The organism is Streptomyces hiroshimensis (assembly GCF_014650335.1).
In the GTDB taxonomy this organism is placed as follows: domain Bacteria; phylum Actinomycetota; class Actinomycetes; order Streptomycetales; family Streptomycetaceae; genus Streptomyces; species Streptomyces hiroshimensis.
Genome location: NZ_BMUT01000001.1, coordinates 1,244,533 through 1,261,663, shown reverse-complemented (window position 1 = coordinate 1,261,663; position 17,131 = coordinate 1,244,533). Strand labels below are relative to the sequence as shown.

The following is a 17,131-nucleotide window of genomic DNA, read 5'->3' as shown; positions in this document are numbered from 1 at the left end:
CCGGCTACGGCGGGGCCGACGCCGAGCCGGCTGCCGGCGTCGATGGTCGGTCGGAGCGGTGCCGTCTGCTCCGGACCAGGCGGTATCGATTCAGAACCGGGAGCTTTTCAGGCTCCGTACGGTGAGTTCGATGGGCGTTGTTTTTCTTGCAGGGGAGCCTCCCAGGTGGCGGTGATGTCGCGGGCGACATCGCGTAGAAGGTCGATGAGCATGTCTGCGAGTGGTGTGAGGCTGGCGTCTGTTTTGGTCACGGCGTAGAGCTGGCGATAGGGCCTGGGGTGGGCCAGTTCGCGGTGGGTGGTGCCAGGCGCATGGGTCAGGGCCAGGCGCGAGACCAGGGCCACTGCGCTGCCTGTGCCGACGAGAGCCTGGGCGACATCGTAGGACTCGGTCTCGAACCGCACCGTGGGAGTGAAGCCGGCCTCGCGGGCCGCGTCGTGGAACTGTCCGCGGGCGGCATGGCCGGCCAGGATGGAAACCCACGATTCGTCGCGCAGTTGTTCCAGGTGAAGTTCGGTGTCCGCGGGCTGCCCGGTGGCCAGTGGATGGTCATCGGGGAGAACCACGACCATCGGGTCCAACAGGAGCGAGTGGGCCCGTATGTGTGGGGGCGGCGCGAGCGGCGTGCCCCAGGACGCGACGATGGCCACGTCGAGGCGCCCCGCGCTGATCTCGTCCGCTCCGCGTCCGGACACCACGTCTACGACCGAGACGTCGGCGTCCGGATGACGGTGCCGCAGGGCCGTCAGGGCGGGTGGCAGCAGGTGCAGGGCAGCCGCCTGGAACGTTCCGATCCGCAACCGTAGGGAGAGGTGGCCGAGCAGTGCGGCCAGTTCCGCCTCGGCCTTGTCCGACGCCTCCTCCACGGTTCGACCGTGGGCGGCCAGCAGCGCACCGGCCACGGTGAGCGTTGCCCCACGAGGACCACGGATGACCAGGGGCACCTGCCAGTCGCGCTCGGCCTTGACCACCTGCTGTGTGACCGCCGCGGGCGTGAGTCGGAGGGCGTGAGCCGCCGCCGTCAAGGAGCCGTGCCGCTCGATCAACGCGAGAAGCCGGAGCTGTCCCGGGTCCACCACCATTCACTAATCCTAACGCTGCACCCTTCTCTTTTAACTTCTCTTATGAGTACGGGAGAGGAAGCCTGGTGGTGCACCCATCGGCCGCAATCCCCGGAAGGGGTTCTTTTCCCATGCCCACGCATGTGCCCGTTTTCATCGCCACCACCTTGCTGCTGGCGATGCTGCCAGGCGCGAGTGCAGCCCTGATGATCCGGCAGGTTCTGGAAGGCGGCCAACGTACGCTCCAAGGCACGCTCGCGGGCAACGCCACCGGCTTCCTGCTGTGGTCCACGGCCGCCGCAGCCGGTCTGTCCGCCGTCCTGCTGGCCAGCCCCACCGCGTACACGGCGCTCCGGATCGCAGGCGGCATCGTGCTGGTGTACCTCGGGGTGAAGACGCTTCGGACCACGATCAACACCACCGTCTCCACCACCCCGACCGACAAGGGCGAGCGCCGCACCGGCTTCGCGAGCGGATATCTCATCGGCCTGAGCACCAACCTCGGCAACCCCAAGGCGGGCGTGTTCGCCATCTCGGTGCTGCCCCAGTTCGTGACCGCGAAGGGCCCGGTGTTCCTGTCGACCGTCGCCCTGGGAGTCGTGTGGGCGCTCGTCAGCGCCTCCTGGTACATGTTGCTCACCTGGGCCGTCAGCCGAGGGCGCGACCTGGTGTCGAAGCCGACCGTCCTGCGGGGACTCAGCGTGACCACCGGCGTCGTCCTGCTGGGGCTGGGCGCTGCGGTGGCAGCAGGTATCTGAGGGCCGGGCCGGTACTTCTTCCAGCGCCCGACCGCGCGGGCCATCTGCCGCCCTTGTGTACCGGCAGCCATGAAACAACCACCACTGGTGGGATGTGGTTCGTGCCGACTTCCATCCCGCGCGCAGTACCCTCACGCTCGACTACCGCGGCACCGGCGACAGCGACAAGCCCGACACCCTTACAGCACCGAACTGTTCGCCCAGGACGTCATCGCCATCAACGCCGTCATCGACGAACTCGGCATCGACCGGGCCGACGTCTACGGCACGTCCATGGGCGGACGGGTGGCCCAGCAACTCGCGGGCCGCCACCCCCACCGGGTGGGCGCCCTGGTTCTCGGCTGCACCTCACCCGGCGGCCCGCACAGCGTCGAACGCGAGACCGACGTCCGCCAAGCCCTGGCGCAACCTCAGCCCGGAGCCGCGCGACAGGTCCTGCTGGAGCTGATGTACGCCCCTCGATGGCTCGCCTCCCATCCCGGCCCACACCACACCCTCGGCAATCCCGGCATGCCCGCCCGCGCTCGGCGCCGGCACCTCACGGCCAGTAACCGGCACAACGCTTGGGACCTCCTGCCGGACATCAGCGCACCCACCCTGGTCGTCCACGGGAGCGGCGACCTGCTCAACCCCACCGCCAGCGCCCCCTGCTCGCCGGCCGCATCCCCGACGCCCGACTGCACCTGATTCCCGGAGCCCGGCACGCCTACTTCGAGGAGTTCCGCACCCACGCCAGCCCCCTCGTCCTGGACTTCCTCACTACCGCGCACAAGCCGTAGGAACAGCCCAGTCGAGAGCGATTCGGGCGCCAACGCCGCAAGGGAAGCCGCCGCGAGGCCGGCGGCGAGCAGGGCGGCCATGCGGGTGTCTCTGTTTCGCACGGTGATGCTCGCCCTTGTCGAGGAGGTCGAGAAGAATGAGGAGATCGAGGAGAGTGGGCAGCCGATTCACCGGCGAGGGAAGGCCGGTCAGGTGCCGGTCAGGTGCTGGCGGACGCACTGCGTGTAGTGATGGAAGCTGTCGGGCTGGTAGCACTCCTGCGTCTTGTTCGCGTACCAGACCATGAAGACGGCGACCAGCCCGGACACCACGATCGCGAGGGACGACGTCACCAAGGCGGTGACGGCCTTGCCCCGGCCGACGCCAGTCCGCTTGGCCGTCATCAGCGCGGCGATGCCCAGGATCAGGCCGATCACGGCGAGCGGGCCGCCGATGAAGACGACCGAGGTACACAGGCCCATGATGCCCAGTGTCATGGCGGCCGTGGCCAGGCTGTTCTTCGGCGCTGTCAGGCCCGGCTCCATTCCGTTCGGTGCCGTCCGAGTCCGTACGGCCTGGTCCTGAGCGGACACCGTGTGGTTCAGCGGCGTCTCGGTTCCCTGGGCGTTCATCAGCCTGTCCTTCCGTCCCGTCAACTGGTAAGACCCCGATTCTGGTTTTCGGGGCCCACGGACACATCGCGGGAAGGCGGGAGAATCCGCTCCCCCGATCGGGGGAGACCGCCGGTGGGCCGTTCGGTCATACTTCCCTGGCCATGTTCAGAGGAGTCCGGCCGCTGCTGCGCGGCTCCACGTATTCAGGTGCGCTCTTCGCCTATTGCGGCGCGCCGGCGATCCTTCCCTTGCTGCCTTATGCACCACTACCGGCGGTGGCGGGGCCATGGACAACGTGGACGGCGGGGCCTTCAAGCTGAAGGTTCCCCCGGGGGGCTGCCGGTGACACAGGGGAAAGGAAGGGATGAACCGCTTACCCCCTCCTCATGTCCCCTGCTCGCTCTGGCTGGACAGCTGCGCCCATACACCTCACACACACCCGGAGCCGCACTCTGACACAACATTCACAGCGGCATGTGTTATGGATATGCCACACAGAGGGCCGCAAGGCGCGGAGGAATCACTTCGCCAACAGTCACCTGAGAAATACCTGAACGCGCACCTCACGGCGCGTGTTCAAGCCAATCTTCCAACGGCCGCTTGCACGGTAGCCATGCCGGGCCGATAGTGGACACTTCATTCTTGAGCGGCATCTCGAAGGAGTGGTCCAGAATGCCGGGCGTTGGCGAACCCGTGGAATACCCACTCCTCAATGGCATCTCTGATCCGCAGTTCGTCACCGTCGGACCGGATGGATACCTTTGGGTGACGACCGAGTGGAGCGGGCTCGTCCAGGTGAATCCGACAAGCCTTGCCAACCAACTCGCGGTCACCGACGAAGTCCCCACGCCCTGCATCGGAATCATTCCGGACCCCCGCCCGACGCGAACGGACGGGAGGAAGGCCGTATGGTTCACCTGCGTCTCCGATTGGGCCGGAGACTCGGTCGTCCAATACGACATCGTGAACCAGAGGCGACTCTCCGGGGTCAAGCTTGCCTACGAATCCTGGGTTCAGACCCTCACGTGGCTGCTGATCGACACGGGTGCCGCCGGGACACCCGCGTATTCCTATTGGATCATATTCGTCGAGCCCCTGCATACTGTGGCCGGATACTATGACGCGGAAGACGAGTCCGGCACTCCCGGCACGTATCCGTTTCCGGACGCCCAGCAGAACCCGGTCTACGACACGTGGCTCTGGTCCGTGGCCGTCACCGCTCCGGCGAACGCGAAATCACCCGGCGATTGCACCTATTGGGTGACGGGTCAGGCCAGCGCGGGAGACTATCCGCGGAAGACGAACAGCCTTTACAGGTATACCCCCGCCAAGGACGAGCAGCCTGAGCCCATTCCGCTCCCCGGGGGAAGCGGCCAGAAGCCGGTTCACGTCGTCGCCAGCCCCAATGGGGACGCGATATGGGTGGGCACCGAACATCCAAGCCAGATCTGTCGGTACGACATAGCCCTCCGCAGCTGGACGCAGCGGTTCGTCTCCGGATTCGGCGCGCCTCGACAAATGATGCTGGGCACGGACGGAAATCTCTGGGTAGCGACCAGCAAGGGAATCTCACGCTTCCGTACGGACAAGAGCATTACCGAGCTCCCGGGCCCGTCACTGCCGAACGGCGGCGACGCCATGGGGCTGTGCGTGGACAAGCACGGCAAATGGGTCTGGTACACCAACCCGACCAACAAGTCGATCGGGCAGTACCCGATTCCCGATGACCCCGAAAGTCCCTGCGGGAAAACCCAGTTCGTGTCCCAACTGGTGACGGAGACAACGCCGGGGCAGCACACCGACATGTCGGGCGTGGTTCAGTACATCAGCAACGGCCTGCCCATCCCCGGTGTGCCGCTCACCTGCCGTGTGGTCTCCGACGGAGGCACGACGTTCAGCGACGGAACGACAGAGACCCTCCTGACCACGGACGCCCGGGGCCGGGCGGCGCTCCCTGCGCTGCGGGCCGGCCGGGAGGAGAACCGGGTGGTGCTGAAGGTCGGCCATGGGGACTCGGAGCCTCCCACCGCGATCTCCCTCTGCGTGCGGCCCGATCCGGGCAAGGATGCTGAAGCGAACGAATCGTGACCTCTCCGGGGAATGGAGGATCATCGCGACCGTGCAGGGGTTGAGCCCGTCGTGGAGACGGACCCTCTGGTGAAGCTCGCTGTGGATACGGGCCAGGACACCGCGCTCGCGCCAGCGCTGGAAGAATCCGAATACCGTGTCGCCAGGGAACGCTGCAGTCGGGGGGGATTGATCGCCATTTGCAGCCGTTGTCGTTGGCGTGCGGATGGCGTCGGCGATGTTGCGCCGCGGGTACTTCTCCGGCCTTCCGGCCGGCGGTGGCAGCAAGGGCTCCAGGTTGGCCCATTCGGCGTCCGTTGTGTCGCTCGGGTAGTGCCGGGGCCAGACAGCCGCAACCGCAGGGACCTTGGTACGGATCAGGAATGCGGTGCAGCTCGGCCCGGAAGGTCGCCCGTTCGTAGGTGATCCAGACCTCGGGCTCCTCGGACAGCTGGAAGCTCTCGGCCCGGCTGTAGGTCATGGGTGGGAGCTCGGCCTTGACCGCGACCTTCCGCCGGAACCGGATGGCCGTCCACACCTGCGCCGGGGTCCGCCGGGTGGCCTTCACCAGCTGCTTCAACGTGAGCCGGGCAGGGCGGGCCTCCAGCAGGCCTTGTGCACCGCCTTCCCGTGCTCATGAGCGGGCTGTCCCGCCCGCCGCTTCATGGCTACTGGCCCCGCAGCGACTCGACCAGGGCCTCATCCAGGTTCCACCCTGCCCGTGGAGACCGCCGTCTCGATCCAGTCGGCCGTCACCCTGGCCTTCTCCACCTGCCGCGTCACGAGAGCGAGCTGCGACTCGGTGAACTCCCGGCCGCGCAGCTTCGGCACCAGCCGGCTCGCCCCGGCCACAAACCCCTGACAGACCCCGATCAAGTCCATGAACTCCATCGCCCGGTGGAAGCCCCGCGCTATCCGGGCCGGATCACAATCCGGCCCCTCGTCCTCGCCTTCGAGCTCGGGCTCTTCCCATCAGTCCTCGACAAGGCCACTCGGTTCAACGAAATCAAGCGCCGTCTTGAGGGCGTGACCCAGCGGGTCTTGACCCAGACCCTGCGCCGCCTGGAGCGGAACCGGGATGGTCGTGCGCCGCGTGCTGCCGACCTCGCCGGTCGGGGTCGAGTACTCTCTCACCCCGATCGGCGAATCCCTGCGGGAGCCGTTCGGCCGGTTGCACGACTGGACGGTCAACAACGCGGATGAGATCCGGGCGCACCAATTGGACTATGACCAACGCGTTCAGAGCTGAGAAGGCGTGCCCGAGAACCCCATCGTCCTGAGCTGACTCGCTCCGGGCACCGCTTCGGCGTCCGGGTCCCCCAAACCTGCGGTCCCGATGCCGGCATCTCACGCTGCGGCCAGCGCTTTCCCCCGGGCCTCGAACCCACTCGACATCGATGAAGCCACTCTCGCGGTTGTCGACGTCGATGTGGGTTATGAGGCATCGGCATAGGCGAGATGGGTGCCGCAGACGGTGCAGCGGAAGAGCCGCTCACCCACAGCCGGCAGGGAGGTCGCTCCGGCCGGAACCGCGCACGCGGTCAGCGCAAGCGTGACGACCAGAGCATGCCGTACGCCGCGCGGATCGCGAGGGTCGGGCACCTCGGCCAGACGTTCCAGCAGGCCTGGGATGTCCCCGGGTGCAGCCCCGGGATGCTCGCGGAGTTGGTCAAAGGCAAGCGGGATCAGCGATGACGCGTCGGCAGGCGCGGTTCATTCGCCCGCGGTGTCCTCGGCCTCCCAGCGAAGCAGGTCGCCCGGCTGGCACTTGAGCACCTCGCAGAGCGCAGCGAGCGTCGCAAAGCGCACCGCCTTGGCGCGGCCGTTCTTGAGTACCGCCAGGTTGGCGGGCGTGATCCCTATGCGGTCTGCGAGTTCACCCACGGACATCTTCCGCCGGGCCAGCATCACGTCGATGTCGACGGCGATCGGCATCAGATCACCTCGTCCAACTCGGCCTGCATCTGAGTCGCTTCGACATCGCGGGCGACGGCCTGGGCGAGCAGCATCCGCAGCACGAGCACGATGAGCGCGACTCCCAGGATGGCCACGCCGATCCCGCCCATGATGAGGGTGACGCCCGGATCGTCCCGCTGGCCGGGCGCATTCAGGGCCGTGACCGCGAACCACACGAGAGCAGCCGCAACGATCGCGCCGATGATGACGTCCACGTACCGGAAGGCGGCGTGGGAGAACACGGTTCCGCGTCGCACCATCGTCACCAGTCGCCATATGCAGACCAGGGCGACCTGGGCCGTCCCGATGCCCAGGATCGTGATCACGCGCAGCGGGGTCAGCGGGAGCGACCCGTCCTCCGGGTCACTCCCGCTGACCAACGCCCACACCATCAATGCCTGTACGAACACGGTGCCGGTGAGCACCACCACGAGCACGGCGCGCAGCGCGCGCACTGCCAGCTTTCCCATGACCCATCCTTACATCGAGATACGATGGGAATCTATCGAATTTCGATAGATGACGCAAAGGCTGGGTCGGAGGGCAGGCGTCTGTTTCACACCATGGCGCCATGGCGCCGCCCCTCTCCCGCGGCATGGTGCGATGCGAAGGTTTTCGATCTTGCCGAAGTCGACCTCGTTTAGGCCGTTTCTTTTGGATCAGTGTGCTGACCAGAGGAAGCTGCCTGCGAGGTAGACGGTTGCGGTCTTGTCGTAGCGGGTGGTGATGCCGCGCCATTGCTTGAGACGGTTGATGCAGCGTTCGACGGTGTTGCGTTGCTTGTAGGCCTCGCGGTCGAAGGCGGGTGGCCGGCCGCCGTAGCTGCCGCGTCGCCGGCGATGGGCCTGCTGGTCGGCGGGGATGGGGATCACGGCCTTGATCCCGCGCCGTCGCAGGTGATCGCGGATCGCGCGCGACGGATACGCCTTGTCGGCCAGGGCCGCCTCCGGCCTGACGCGCGGCCTTCCGACGGGCCGCGGCACCAGGATCGCGGCCATGCCCTGTCCGAAGGCGAGTGCGTCGCCGGCCTGTCCGGGCGTGAGGACGAAGTGCAGCGGGCGGCAGCGGCCGTCAGCGGCCAGATGGATTTTGGTCGTCAGTCCGCCGCGGGACCGCCCGAGGGCGTGATCGCCTGGCTCGTCGGCCGGGGCCCCGTTTTGCGGGCCCGGCCGCGTGCTGGTGCACACGCACGATGGTCGAGTCGACTGCGCCCACCCACTCCAGGTCCTCATCCGCGTCAGCCTGGGCGAGCAGAGCGGTGAAAACACGTTCCCAGGTGCCGTCGATCGCCCAGTTCCGCAGCCGCGCGTAAGCGCCCTTCCACGAGCCGTACTTCTCCGGCAGATGGACCCACTGCGACCTGGTCCGGAACTTCCAGGCGATCGCGTCGATCACCCCACGGTGATCACGCCACCGACCACCCCGTTTCGGGCTCCGGGCCGGCAGGCCGGCTCGAAAGCGAGCAGGCCTGCCGACCCGTCGATGCCGCGGACCGGTTGTGGTTCGTGGACGGCACCTTGATCCCCGTGCATGACCTAACGGTCGGCGCCTCGAGCCGCAACTACCGCTTCTCAGCGAACGTGCAGGTCATCATCGATGCCGACACGAAACTGGTGGTCGTCACCGCCCGGCTGGCTCCGGGCAACAAGGCCGACACCCACGTCTGGCGGAACTCAGGGCTGCCCGCCCAGTGCCAGGGCGTCATGGCTCGCGGCGTCGGCGCTTACGTCAACACCGGACTCATGGTCCCGCTGGCAACATGACCAGAACCACCGGAAACCAGCCCTGACCTGCCAGGCCGCTGTCGACGAGGTAGCGGGTGAAGACGCGGATGCCGTTGCCGCACATGGCCGCGCGACTGCCGTCGAGGTTGCGGTAGTCCATGAACCACCCAGCCTCATCGGCCATCGCGGCGGCCTCGGGGTCGGCGGCGGACCGTACGGCGCGCAGGCGGCCGTCGGGGGCGGGTAGGGGAGCTCGGCGTCGTCGACGTAGCCGAGGGCGTCGGGGAGGTAGGCGGTGACGGCGGGGCGAGGACGTGTGCGTGGTGGCACTTCTGCTCGCGGGTGTTCCTGGTAACTCCTCTGGAGCAGTCTTCCGCCGCGATCACCGTGGGGACGGCACCGTCCGTGAGCATTTCCGCGGCTCTGCAGCGCCGTGCTCCACCGAGCACGACGCTCGCGGGCGCCGCAGACTTGGGTGATGACGGAATTCGCTCGCCTCCGTGGTGCCGCGGCACGCGCCACGGACCCCGCGCGCACGCTGCTGCCGACCTTCACAGCCAGAAGGCCGTATGGAGGCGGAGCGCCTCTGCGCCCCACTGTCCGGGCGGCTATGGAGCACCGGCTGGGGTACGACTTCGGCGCGGTACGGGTGCACACGGACCCCGCGTCGGCGGCGGAGATGCAACGCCTTCGAGCGGCTGCATGCACGATGGGCACGCATATCGCCTTCGCGCCCGGAACCTATGAACCCCACACGCGAAAGGGCGCCGCCCTCCTTTTGCACGAGCTGGTGCACGTGGTGCAGAACACCTCCGCGCCGGCCGTCGAGGACACACCACTGTTGAGTCATCCCGGGGATGCCTCAGAGCGTCAGGCTCACGAAGTCACCGACCGCTTCATGAAGGGCATGGCCCAGCCGTCGTTCCATCCGGTTCGGCCTGCGGCGTGCATCGGCCTGGTGCCGGAACCTTGGTATCGCGGATACGCGGAAGGAGCGCCGCCGCCTGAGAAGGGCTGGGTGCACGACCTGGGCGAAGGCCATTATTTCTCGGACAGGCCGGACGCTGCCGAGGAATACGCCACCACACGGGCAGAGGGCAACCCTGCTGTGCGACGGGTCGCCAGTGGCATGGTGGATCCGGAAAAGCTGGGCCGGGTGCTGGACCTCACCAAGGAAAAGGACTTCATGACCCGCTTCAAAGATACGAAGGAGGGTGTGCCCGGCGTCAGCAAGGGGCTGCCCAGCGTCAGTGGAGAGCCCTACGCGAACCTTGTCAAAAATTTCCTGCAGAGGAAGAACCTGAAGCTGGAAGACTTCGAGGTCATCATCGGCCCGGAAGGGGTCCGGGGCGGTCGCCAGATGTGCATCCGTAACGCCAAGACTGCCGGACAAGTCCTGGCGGGGATGAAGCACGCAAGGCCCGGCGGTGGTGNCCACCGCCCCAGGAGGGCGGAGGGGGCACACCGGGTTCCGCAGCGAAGCCGTCGGCGACCGGGACCGCACCGACGACCGTCCCGAGCGGCCCGGCGAAGAGCGGCCGGGCCCCCGCTCCGGGCCCGGCCCGTCCCGCAGGCCGCCCTCCGAATCGTCTGGTCGGCGGGATCAAGACCTTCGGCCCGATGATTCTCGGCGCGATCAACTCCTACTTGATGGCCAGAGAAGAGGCCAAGCGTGTTCCGGGACGAGTGGAGAAGGCGCTGGCCAATCAGGAGCTCCAGGAGCGCAGCGAGGCCCTGGCCGAGAGGAAACGGCTCGAGATCGCCCGCGCTCAGCGACACAGGCAACAGCGATACCTCACCGTCCAGGTCCGGCTCGTCTTCACCAACGGCATTCAGGACAGCCTGACCGTCTCCGAACCAAGCATCACGGAAGGCGACTGGACCGAGACGTCTGCGCCCGTCCGCATGAGCGACGACCCGATCCTCGGCACCGAGACGTCGGTCGGCTGGGTCATTACATCCGCCCTGCTCGAACCGGTGCGCATCAGCCGATCGGAAGAAATCGGATTCGACATCGAGGACCTGCAAGCCCGGTCGGCCGATGCCTCTCCAGACAAACGCGGCGAGAAGGAGAAGGAGATCACCCGGCTACGAGCCGAACAGCGCGCGGCCCTCCAGGAGGAGGACCAGGCTGCACTGACGGAACTCTGCCGCCCGGAAGTCGTCGCCGACCCCCGCGCCCGCGCCCGTCAGCAGGCCCACATCGCCGACATCCTCGGCCGGCTGGGGAAAGCCGCCCCCGCACCCCAGACCACGACCCCGCCCACCGCTCCCGCACCGCAACCCACCGCACCGGCCCCAGCCCCGGCCCCGCCTTCCGCAACGCCGGCCCCTCTGCTCCCGGGAGCACCCACGGGGGATGTTGTCGCACAGGCCGCCGCCGTAGTGGGGGAGCTTCGCCGTGAAGGAAGCCGCCTGGAGGCGGAAGCACGAGCTCTCGAGTCCCGGATGGGCACTGCCACCCCGCCCTCCCCCGCCGAGCGGAAGGACTTCCTCGACGCCGATGCGCGATGGCGGCTGACGGTCAAGTACGCCATGAACACGTACAAGGACACAAACCGCCCGGAAGCCATCGACGCGCTCGCCGCTCTTCTCGACCGCCTCGGCTCCACCCTCACCCGCACTCGAAGCTACCTCGGCGGGTGATTCCTCAGTCAGCGCCTCGCCTTGTCGGTGGACAGCACCTGGCCCAGTCCAGCGCCAAGGAGCTGGTCACGACGGCCCGGGAACAGGGGGCGGAGCTGTTCGACGACGTCCAGGCGGCGCACGCGCTGCCACCCGCGGCGCAGGGCGCCGCCCCGTCGAGCAAGGGCCTTGGGTCCGGGCAGCCGGTAATACCTCCGGCGAAGCCCGGCCCCCGGCAAGGTTGTCAGCCCGCTTTCCTGTGCCGCGTGGAAGGGCGATGCCCCGCCGTCAGTTCGCCTGTGGCCCGAACCGGGCCTTGTATGCCGACGGAGAGATGCCGGTCTCGCGGCGCATCAGCGTGCGCAGATTGGCAGCGGTGCCGATCCCGCTGCGCCGTGCGACCACCTCGAAACGGGACTCACCTCGCTCGATCAACCGGCATGCCAGGGCGAGTCGTTCCCCCGTGAGCCACGCCAACGGTGTCGTTCCCAGCTGCGCCCGGAAGCGGCGATGCAGCGTCGCCGGACTGACCGCTGCACGTGCCGCCAGGTCAGAGACCGTGAGCGGTGAGTCCAATCGCTCTTGGGCCCAGGCCAGGACAGGCGCCAGGGACTCGTCCGGCAGGTCGGGAATGGGGCGCTCCACGAACTGCCGCTGCCCGCCGTCCCGGTGCGCGGCGAAGACCAGCCGCCGGCTCACGGAATTGGCGACCTCCGCGCCGTAGTCACGGCGGACCACGTGCAGCCCGAGGTCGAGTGCGGCCGCGCTGCCTGCGGCGGTGAGGATGTCGCCGTCGTCCACGAACAGCACGTCTGATTCGAGGTGGACAGAGGGGAAGCGGGCCCGGAAGGAATCCGCCCACTGCCAGTGCGCGGCGGCCCGGCGGCCATCGAGGACTCCGGCCTCGGCCAGTGTGAAGGCGCCGCTGCAGAAGCCGACCAGGCGCGTACCGCGTGCGTGCGCCCGTCGGACGGCATCGAGCACGGCGGGACGGCGGGGCACCTCGACGTCCGGGCGGTTGGGGACGATCAAGGTGTCCGCCGCGTCGGCCGCCTCCAGACCGGCGACTCCCGTGAGCGTGAAGAACCCGTCTCGCATCAACGTGCGGGGCTCGGGAGAGCAGAGCCTGAAGTCGTAGAGATCACGACCGATCTCCGGCCTGCGCAGACCGAACACCTCGGTCGCGCAGCCGAGCTCGAAGGGGTTCGAGTTCTCGTCCACGATCACGACGACCCGGTGTACGCCCGCCGCTCGAACTGCATGCGAGGATTCTTTCGCCATGTGCAATTCCTAGCACTCACGCCGACTGTGCGAAACGGTCCAGGATGAGCCCATGAGCAACGAACCCATCCCTCTCGGCAAGGCTCTGGCCTCCTTCGATGCCCTGTGGAGCCCCCGCATCGTCACGCGCGTCAACGACTACGACGTCCGCATCGCCAAGGTCGAGGGCGAACACATCTGGCACGTCCACGACGACACCGACGAGTTCTTCCTGGTGCTCGACGGAGAGCTGCACATCTCCTTGCGCGAGCCCGATGGTGAGCGCACGGTCCTGCTCCCGCAGGGCGCGGTCTTCACCGTCCCCCGAGGCACGGAACACAAGCCGTACGCTCCGTCCGGCGCCGCAATCCTCATGTTCGAGCCCGCCGGGACACTGACCGTAGGCGATCGCCACGACGAGGTCCCGGACCACGTGGACTCAACGGCCGGGCACACGCTCAACACCTGAGCCGACGGGCTTCGGGCAGCCGCCCGACCCTGCCCGACAGCCGGGGGGAGAGAACCTCCCGGCTTACCGTCGACGCCCTGGAGGTCCTGGCCACCGCGCCAGTGCCGGTTGCTGCAGACATGCTCCTCGACCGGTACGGGCCGTACCTCGTGATCTGCGACGGCGAAAAGGAGACCGTGCCGGTCTTCACCGCACACGACGCCTGGGTCGATGGGGCCGAGAACCCCGACGCATCAGCGCCCTCATCGACGCCTTCGAGGGCGGCCGGCGCCCGGGACACGTGAGGGAGGCACCGCGCCGATCCGCACCAGGATCCTCTGTTGCCAACCAGCCGACTGGCCCGAGAGCAGCGAGTGGATCACTCCGCCGCACCTTTCGGTACCCGCGGGCTCAAACCGCTGCGCAGCTCCCCATCCCCCATCCCCCATCCGCCATCCCCCAGTGGGATACCTGAGACACGGCGCGCCGTGCTGGAGCGCTTCCCCGACTGTCGCCCGTTCCGCCTGGCGGGGTGGCGGAGGACACGAGCAACCCCAGCCGTCTGTAGCCGCCAAGGACGTTCATATCGGGGAGCCGCCTCCCCGGCCGGGGAAGGGCGGGGCGGCCGGTCACAAGTGCGCGATCAGGAAGTCCCGGACCTCGGCGTGGGTCATCGGCCCCGCGCTGCGTGCCGCCACCGCACCTTCTTTGAGGAGGACGACGGACGGGGCCCCGGTGACGCCGTACCGCTTGGTCGCCTCCGGACAGCGGGTGATGTCAATCTTGATGGCCGTCAGGAGGTTCGCGTACTCCTCGGCGATCCGACCCACGACAAGATCCATCGCCCGGCACGCCTCGATCGCCTTCGGCCACGTCCCGGAAAAGTAGGCGAGGACCGGGCCATCGCTCATCCTGAGAACAAAGTCGACCTCCGCATCCTCCAGTGGCTGATGAACGCGCCTAGGCATCGGAGCTCCTGACCTCGTGATCGACATATCGGGGCACCATCATCGCCTAAGGCCTGTCCGGGCAGGTCAGAGAGCAGCTGTCACTCCTCCGGCTCGTCTCTCCACGCCTTGGTTTCGCCTTGGGAGTTCTTGCGTTGCTTCTCCGCGGCATCCAGGTCCCGCTTGATCTTGTCCCCGTGCCGCCGCGCGAACTCGGATTCCGTATCCTTGGCCGGCGCCAGTTCGGCTTTGAGATTGTCCTTGAAGCCCAGATTCACCATCCTCATCCGGAGCCATACGCGGTCGCCGACATCAGATGCGGCCACCCTCCTCTGCTTCCGTCCTGCTCAGGAACGGCTTCACTGCAAGCTGGGCACTTCCGATTCGTTCTCCGTTCCTGCCTCAGCGCTCGCACCGACCCCACCGCGCCCAGACAGACCGTCGAGGCGATGTCGATCCGTCAGGCGTCGCCTATGATGCCCCGCGGACTCACCGGTAGCTCCTAAGGCGTCTCCCATGAGTCGAGTGCCCGGCCGGCTGCCGGAGCAGTTGGCGGCGGGCGCAGACGATCAGCTGTCTGCGGAGGCGTCCTGGCCGAGGAGGTGCGCCGTGAGTTCGATGCAGCGCATCCGGGCCGGGGAGTAGTCGTAGGGCATCTTGGTGACTGCTTCGAGGGCGCCCATCTGCGTGTCCTCCGCCCCTTCCAGGCCGGCGTCGTAGGTTTCGAAGAGCTCCTCGTCGGCCGTGTCCAGTCCGGCTTCCTCGATGGCCTGCTGCAGGGCTTTGTGGTGGGCGTATTCCTGTGCGGCGAGTTCTTCGACGCGCGGGTCGTGGGGATCGACGCTGTCGTCGAGGGCGGCCTCGGCTGCGTCGAGGCGGTCCTGTTCGGCCCGCAGGCCGGGGTGGGCGGCCAGCACGATGAACACGCCGGCCTGCATGGCGGCGCCCAGCGGGCCGAAGATCCGTTCCGTGACCAGCAGGGCGTCCAGGTCGGAGGAGCGCAGCGCGCCCGGCGGCAGGTTGCTGAGGCGGTCCGTCACCGGTTCGGAGAGCAGCCCCAGCGGGCTGCCCACGGCCCGCAGGCGCTGGACGGCGGCGCGCTGGCGTTTGATGTCGGCCTCCTTGGCGGCCAGGGTCTCGTCCAGCCGTCCCAGGGTCTCCTCGATGTCCCGGGCTTCGTCGAAGGCAGTCCGCATGTCGTCCAGGCTGATGCCGGCGTCCGCCATCTTGCGGATCCACAGCAGTCGGATCATGTCGTCGTAGCCGTAGCGGCGGCGGCCGTCCCCGCCCCGCTCGGGCTCCGGCAGCAGACCGATCTGGTGGTAGTGGCGAATGGCGCGCGGGGTCGTCCCGGCGAAGGCGGCAGCATCACCGATCTTGACCTGGCGGGGAGGCGTGACGGAGGGGTACATCGCAGAAGGAGCCTTTCGTGCCGTAGTGCCTCGACGACACCACATGCCGCTACGGCATGTGCAACACCACGGCGGCCAGACAGCTCCCCGCCAAGTGACCGCCACCGGGGATTCCCATCTCGGGCTGAGTCGGCATTTGCAGCCCCTCTCCGGCGTCGAGGTGCTACCGGCAACCCGCTGTTTCTTGATCGTTAAGGGGAGGGCCGCATGGCCGGCGAGATTATCCACGTGGGTGACGCCTCGCTCGAAGGAGACGCCATAAAGTCCGATATGACTGTCATTCTGCACTTCTGGGCCGAGTGGTCCGGACCGTGCAAGACGCTGGCACCACTTCTGGAGGACATCGCTCCGGAGTATGCAGGCAAGGTGACCATCGCAAAGATCAATGTGGATGATAACCAGGCCACACCGGCACAGTTCGGCGCCCGCAGCATCCCCACCCTGATCCTGTTCAAGAATGGGGCGGCGGCCGCGCAGAAGGCAGGCGCCATGAGCAAGTCGCAGCTCAAGGCGTTCCTCGACTCGCACCTCTGACAGGTCACGCCTGGAGTCTGGATCTGTCCGGCGGTCAGGAGCGCAGCCGCAGGCTTACGGCTGCAACGGTCACGGTGCCATGAAAGACGTACGCCCTCTTGTCAGAACGCGTAGCCACGGCCCGGTGGATCTTCAACCGGTTGACCATCCGCTCGACTTCGTTTCTGCGGGCATAGCGTGCCGCATCGAAGCCGGTGGGCCTGCCGCCATTGCTGCCTCGGCGTTGGCGGTGGGCCCGCGGGTCCCGGCGTTCAGGGATGGTGTGCTTGATCTGCCGACGCCGCAGGCATCGGCGGTTGCAGCGTGGTGAGTACGCTTTGTCACCACTGAGATGGTCCGGCCTGGTGCGCGGGTGGCCGCCTGCCGGGCGGGGCACGCGAACGCGTTCCAGGACCGCGATCATCTGCGGGGCATCGTCCCACTGTCCGGGTGTGACCAGCATGGCCAACGGCCGCAGTCCGCCCTCCCCGGCCAAGTGGATCTTCGTCATCAGCCCGCCGCGCGAACGGCCGAGGGCTTCATCCGGACGATGCTGAGCGGGCCGGGTGCGCCTGCCCGGCCTGTGCGGCGCCTGCTTGCGTGCACCGGCAGCGTGCTGGTGAGCACGGCACACGGTGGAGTCCACGCTCACCATCGACCAGTCGATACGACCTTCCACGTCGGCATCCGCCTGGGCGACCCTCAGAATCTGGTCCCACATGCCGTCGGCTGACCAGCGGCGATGCCGGTCATACACCGTCTGCCACTTCCCGAACCGTGCCGGCAGATCTCGCCATGGGATGCCGGCACGCAGCCGAAACAAGATTCCGTTGATCACCCGGCGATGGCTCTTCCAACGCCCGCCCCGGCCGGCATCCTTCGGTAAGCAGGGCTCCAGCCGAGCCCATTCTTCATTCGATAAGTCACCCCGCCCCACGCAGACCGGAACGATCATCACCGCTCGGCAGTCACGCGACTCATCGGACA

18 protein-coding genes and 6 pseudogenes are annotated in these 17,131 nt (G+C 67.7%); 10 read left to right on the top strand and 14 right to left on the bottom strand.

Annotated features, from left to right (window positions below; genetic code table 11):
• Positions 1–107: 107 nt before the first annotated feature.
• On the bottom strand, positions 108–1,082 hold the full coding sequence (locus tag IE241_RS05250) for a LysR family transcriptional regulator (protein ID WP_190020347.1): 975 nt from the start codon (positions 1,080–1,082) through the stop codon (positions 108–110).
• A 110-nt stretch (positions 1,083–1,192) separates the two neighbouring features.
• Here IE241_RS05250 and IE241_RS05245 point away from each other — a divergent pair, with 110 nt between their 5' ends.
• Both IE241_RS05245 and IE241_RS05240 read left to right on the top strand, forming a co-directional pair.
• On the top strand, positions 1,193–1,819 hold the full coding sequence (locus tag IE241_RS05245; RefSeq protein ID WP_190020346.1) for a LysE family translocator: 627 nt from the start codon (positions 1,193–1,195) through the stop codon (positions 1,817–1,819).
• 73 nt (positions 1,820–1,892) lie between these two features.
• Positions 1,893–2,598 (top strand): annotated as a pseudogene (locus IE241_RS05240) (alpha/beta fold hydrolase); the annotation flags it as partial.
• Positions 2,599–2,787: 189 nt separating this feature from the next.
• Here the strand turns inward: IE241_RS05240 and IE241_RS05235 are convergent.
• Positions 2,788–3,210: a DUF4190 domain-containing protein gene (locus IE241_RS05235; RefSeq protein ID WP_229898756.1), complete on the bottom strand. Its 423-nt coding sequence runs from the start codon at positions 3,208–3,210 to the stop codon at positions 2,788–2,790.
• A 624-nt stretch (positions 3,211–3,834) separates the two neighbouring features.
• On the opposite strand from IE241_RS05235, the gene IE241_RS34030 reads away from it, so the two are divergent.
• Complete coding sequence (locus IE241_RS34030; RefSeq protein WP_229898755.1) at positions 3,835–5,280, top strand: NHL repeat-containing protein; 1,446 nt, start codon at positions 3,835–3,837, stop codon at positions 5,278–5,280.
• A gap of 93 nt (positions 5,281–5,373) precedes the next feature.
• Here IE241_RS34030 and IE241_RS34025 read toward each other — a convergent pair.
• Together IE241_RS34025 and IE241_RS05225 are read right to left on the bottom strand one after the other, a co-directional pair.
• Positions 5,374–5,637 (bottom strand): annotated as a pseudogene (locus IE241_RS34025) (transposase); the annotation flags it as partial.
• Positions 5,638–5,958: 321 nt separating this feature from the next.
• Positions 5,959–6,141 (bottom strand): DUF6192 family protein, encoded by a 183-nt coding sequence (locus IE241_RS05225; RefSeq protein WP_190020344.1) that lies wholly within the window; start codon positions 6,139–6,141, stop codon positions 5,959–5,961.
• 15 nt (positions 6,142–6,156) lie between these two features.
• Between IE241_RS05225 and IE241_RS34900 the strand changes: the two are divergent.
• Both IE241_RS34900 and IE241_RS34020 read left to right on the top strand, forming a co-directional pair.
• A pseudogene (locus IE241_RS34900) lies at positions 6,157–6,288 on the top strand (hypothetical protein); the annotation flags it as partial.
• Between the two features lie 49 nt (positions 6,289–6,337).
• The gene (locus tag IE241_RS34020) at positions 6,338–6,508 is read left to right on the top strand and encodes a winged helix-turn-helix transcriptional regulator (RefSeq protein WP_229898754.1); all 171 of its coding nucleotides are present in this window, start codon (positions 6,338–6,340) and stop codon (positions 6,506–6,508) included.
• Positions 6,509–6,693: 185 nt separating this feature from the next.
• On the opposite strand, the gene IE241_RS34015 is transcribed toward IE241_RS34020, so the two are convergent.
• The 4 genes and pseudogenes from IE241_RS34015 to IE241_RS05200 all read right to left on the bottom strand — a co-directional run bounded on the left by IE241_RS34015 (position 6,694) and on the right by IE241_RS05200 (position 8,661).
• On the bottom strand, positions 6,694–6,870 hold the full coding sequence (locus IE241_RS34015; protein WP_268254348.1) for a transposase family protein: 177 nt from the start codon (positions 6,868–6,870) through the stop codon (positions 6,694–6,696).
• Positions 6,871–6,972: 102 nt separating this feature from the next.
• Complete coding sequence (locus IE241_RS05210; protein WP_190020343.1) at positions 6,973–7,194, bottom strand: helix-turn-helix domain-containing protein; 222 nt, start codon at positions 7,192–7,194, stop codon at positions 6,973–6,975.
• Positions 7,194–7,685, bottom strand: coding sequence for a DUF2975 domain-containing protein (locus IE241_RS05205; RefSeq protein WP_190020342.1), 492 nt, complete (start codon positions 7,683–7,685; stop codon positions 7,194–7,196). The genes IE241_RS05210 and IE241_RS05205 overlap by 1 nt, the downstream gene beginning before the upstream one ends.
• A gap of 189 nt (positions 7,686–7,874) precedes the next feature.
• A pseudogene (locus IE241_RS05200) lies at positions 7,875–8,661 on the bottom strand (IS5 family transposase).
• A gap of 26 nt (positions 8,662–8,687) precedes the next feature.
• Here IE241_RS05200 and IE241_RS34895 point away from each other — a divergent pair.
• Positions 8,688–8,966: pseudogene (locus IE241_RS34895) on the top strand (transposase family protein); the annotation flags it as partial.
• A 19-nt stretch (positions 8,967–8,985) separates the two neighbouring features.
• Here the strand turns inward: IE241_RS34895 and IE241_RS05190 are convergent.
• Positions 8,986–9,198 (bottom strand): annotated as a pseudogene (locus IE241_RS05190) (diaminopimelate epimerase); the annotation flags it as partial.
• Between the two features lie 219 nt (positions 9,199–9,417).
• Here IE241_RS05190 and IE241_RS05185 point away from each other — a divergent pair.
• Both IE241_RS05185 and IE241_RS05180 read left to right on the top strand, forming a co-directional pair.
• On the top strand, positions 9,418–10,563 hold the full coding sequence (locus IE241_RS05185) for an eCIS core domain-containing protein (RefSeq protein ID WP_268254339.1): 1,146 nt from the start codon (positions 9,418–9,420) through the stop codon (positions 10,561–10,563).
• Positions 10,560–11,585 carry a hypothetical protein gene (locus IE241_RS05180; RefSeq protein ID WP_190020340.1) on the top strand — a complete coding sequence of 342 codons (1,026 nt, stop codon included), beginning with the start codon at positions 10,560–10,562 and terminating at the stop codon, positions 11,583–11,585. Before IE241_RS05185 ends, IE241_RS05180 begins: the two co-directional genes overlap by 4 nt.
• A gap of 267 nt (positions 11,586–11,852) precedes the next feature.
• On the opposite strand, the gene IE241_RS05175 is transcribed toward IE241_RS05180, so the two are convergent.
• Positions 11,853–12,845, bottom strand: coding sequence for a GlxA family transcriptional regulator (locus tag IE241_RS05175; RefSeq protein ID WP_190020339.1), 993 nt, complete (start codon positions 12,843–12,845; stop codon positions 11,853–11,855).
• A 52-nt stretch (positions 12,846–12,897) separates the two neighbouring features.
• Here IE241_RS05175 and IE241_RS05170 point away from each other — a divergent pair, with 52 nt between their 5' ends.
• Positions 12,898–13,293: a cupin domain-containing protein gene (locus IE241_RS05170; protein ID WP_190020338.1), complete on the top strand. Its 396-nt coding sequence runs from the start codon at positions 12,898–12,900 to the stop codon at positions 13,291–13,293.
• 608 nt (positions 13,294–13,901) lie between these two features.
• Here the strand turns inward: IE241_RS05170 and IE241_RS05165 are convergent.
• From IE241_RS05165 to IE241_RS05155, 3 genes are all read right to left on the bottom strand, one after another.
• Positions 13,902–14,240: a thioredoxin family protein gene (locus IE241_RS05165; protein WP_190020474.1), complete on the bottom strand. Its 339-nt coding sequence runs from the start codon at positions 14,238–14,240 to the stop codon at positions 13,902–13,904.
• An 80-nt stretch (positions 14,241–14,320) separates the two neighbouring features.
• Positions 14,321–14,545, bottom strand: coding sequence for a hypothetical protein (locus IE241_RS05160; RefSeq protein ID WP_190020337.1), 225 nt, complete (start codon positions 14,543–14,545; stop codon positions 14,321–14,323).
• Between the two features lie 243 nt (positions 14,546–14,788).
• Positions 14,789–15,631: a MerR family transcriptional regulator gene (locus IE241_RS05155; RefSeq protein ID WP_190020336.1), complete on the bottom strand. Its 843-nt coding sequence runs from the start codon at positions 15,629–15,631 to the stop codon at positions 14,789–14,791.
• Between the two features lie 207 nt (positions 15,632–15,838).
• Here IE241_RS05155 and trxA point away from each other — a divergent pair, with 207 nt between their 5' ends.
• Positions 15,839–16,165, top strand: coding sequence for a thioredoxin (gene trxA, locus IE241_RS05150; protein WP_190020335.1), 327 nt, complete (start codon positions 15,839–15,841; stop codon positions 16,163–16,165).
• A gap of 34 nt (positions 16,166–16,199) precedes the next feature.
• Here the strand turns inward: trxA and IE241_RS05145 are convergent, their stop codons facing one another.
• On the bottom strand, positions 16,200–17,081 hold the full coding sequence (locus IE241_RS05145; RefSeq protein WP_190020473.1) for an IS5 family transposase: 882 nt from the start codon (positions 17,079–17,081) through the stop codon (positions 16,200–16,202).
• Between the last annotated feature and the right edge of the window lie 50 nt (positions 17,082–17,131).

Bases quoted from the DNA above. Each gene is read 5' to 3' on its own strand.
- IE241_RS05250 (WP_190020347.1), bottom strand. From the start codon at position 1,082: ATGGTGGTGGACCCGGGACAGCTCCGGCTTCTCGCGTTGATCGAGCGG.
- IE241_RS05245 (WP_190020346.1), top strand. From the start codon at position 1,193: ATGCCCACGCATGTGCCCGTTTTCATCGCCACCACCTTGCTGCTGGCG.
- IE241_RS05235 (WP_229898756.1), bottom strand. From the start codon at position 3,210: ATGAACGCCCAGGGAACCGAGACGCCGCTGAACCACACGGTGTCCGCT.
- IE241_RS05225 (WP_190020344.1), bottom strand. From the start codon at position 6,141: ATGGACTTGATCGGGGTCTGTCAGGGGTTTGTGGCCGGGGCGAGCCGG.
- IE241_RS34020 (WP_229898754.1), top strand. From the start codon at position 6,338: ATGGTCGTGCGCCGCGTGCTGCCGACCTCGCCGGTCGGGGTCGAGTAC.
- IE241_RS05210 (WP_190020343.1), bottom strand. From the start codon at position 7,194: ATGCCGATCGCCGTCGACATCGACGTGATGCTGGCCCGGCGGAAGATG.
- IE241_RS05205 (WP_190020342.1), bottom strand. From the start codon at position 7,685: ATGGGAAAGCTGGCAGTGCGCGCGCTGCGCGCCGTGCTCGTGGTGGTG.
- IE241_RS05180 (WP_190020340.1), top strand. From the start codon at position 10,560: ATGATTCTCGGCGCGATCAACTCCTACTTGATGGCCAGAGAAGAGGCC.
- IE241_RS05175 (WP_190020339.1), bottom strand. From the start codon at position 12,845: ATGGCGAAAGAATCCTCGCATGCAGTTCGAGCGGCGGGCGTACACCGG.
- IE241_RS05170 (WP_190020338.1), top strand. From the start codon at position 12,898: ATGAGCAACGAACCCATCCCTCTCGGCAAGGCTCTGGCCTCCTTCGAT.
- IE241_RS05165 (WP_190020474.1), bottom strand. From the start codon at position 14,240: ATGCCTAGGCGCGTTCATCAGCCACTGGAGGATGCGGAGGTCGACTTT.
- IE241_RS05155 (WP_190020336.1), bottom strand. From the start codon at position 15,631: ATGTACCCCTCCGTCACGCCTCCCCGCCAGGTCAAGATCGGTGATGCT.
- trxA (WP_190020335.1), top strand. From the start codon at position 15,839: ATGGCCGGCGAGATTATCCACGTGGGTGACGCCTCGCTCGAAGGAGAC.